Below are 402 nucleotides of genomic sequence, written 5' to 3'. Positions count from 1 at the left end.
AGGGGCTGGATCATGACACGTGGCGGCGGGCGCGCAGGGCCAGGGAGAGGGCCAGGACCGTCTGGGGGTCGTCCAGGTCCGTGCCGAGGAGGTCGGCTATGCGGGCCAGGCGGTTGTACAGCGTCTGACGGTTCAAGTGCAGTTCGCGAGCCGTCTCCGCCTTGCGGCCCGCGTGGGCCAGGTACGTCTCCAGGGTGGGGAGCAGCGGCGGGCGGGACGTCGCGTCGTGGGCGCGGAGCGGGCCGATCGCCCGGTCAACGAACGCCGCCAGCGCCGTGTCGTCGTGCCGGTGCAGCCGCCACAGCAGCAGGTCGATGTCCAGGCGCCGCGCGTCGTGCCAGGGCCGGTCCGGGAGGCCCTGCGCGGCCGTGGCCGTCTCGGCGGCGTGCCGCAGCCCCGCCG

Annotated in this window: 1 protein-coding gene; it reads right to left on the bottom strand. The window is 75.4% G+C overall.

Annotated elements, in window-relative coordinates; all coding sequences use genetic code 11:
- Nucleotides 1-10: 10 nt before the first annotated feature.
- The coding region (locus tag HTZ82_RS09770; protein ID WP_175408925.1) for a CdaR family transcriptional regulator at nucleotides 11-402 on the bottom strand (392 nt) is incomplete at its 5' end.

Origin of the sequence: Streptomyces sp. TRM64462, assembly GCF_013362995.1 — a bacterium.
Classification (GTDB): Bacteria; Actinomycetota; Actinomycetes; order Streptomycetales; family Streptomycetaceae; genus Streptomyces.
This window is presented reverse-complemented; position numbering and strand designations above follow the sequence as displayed.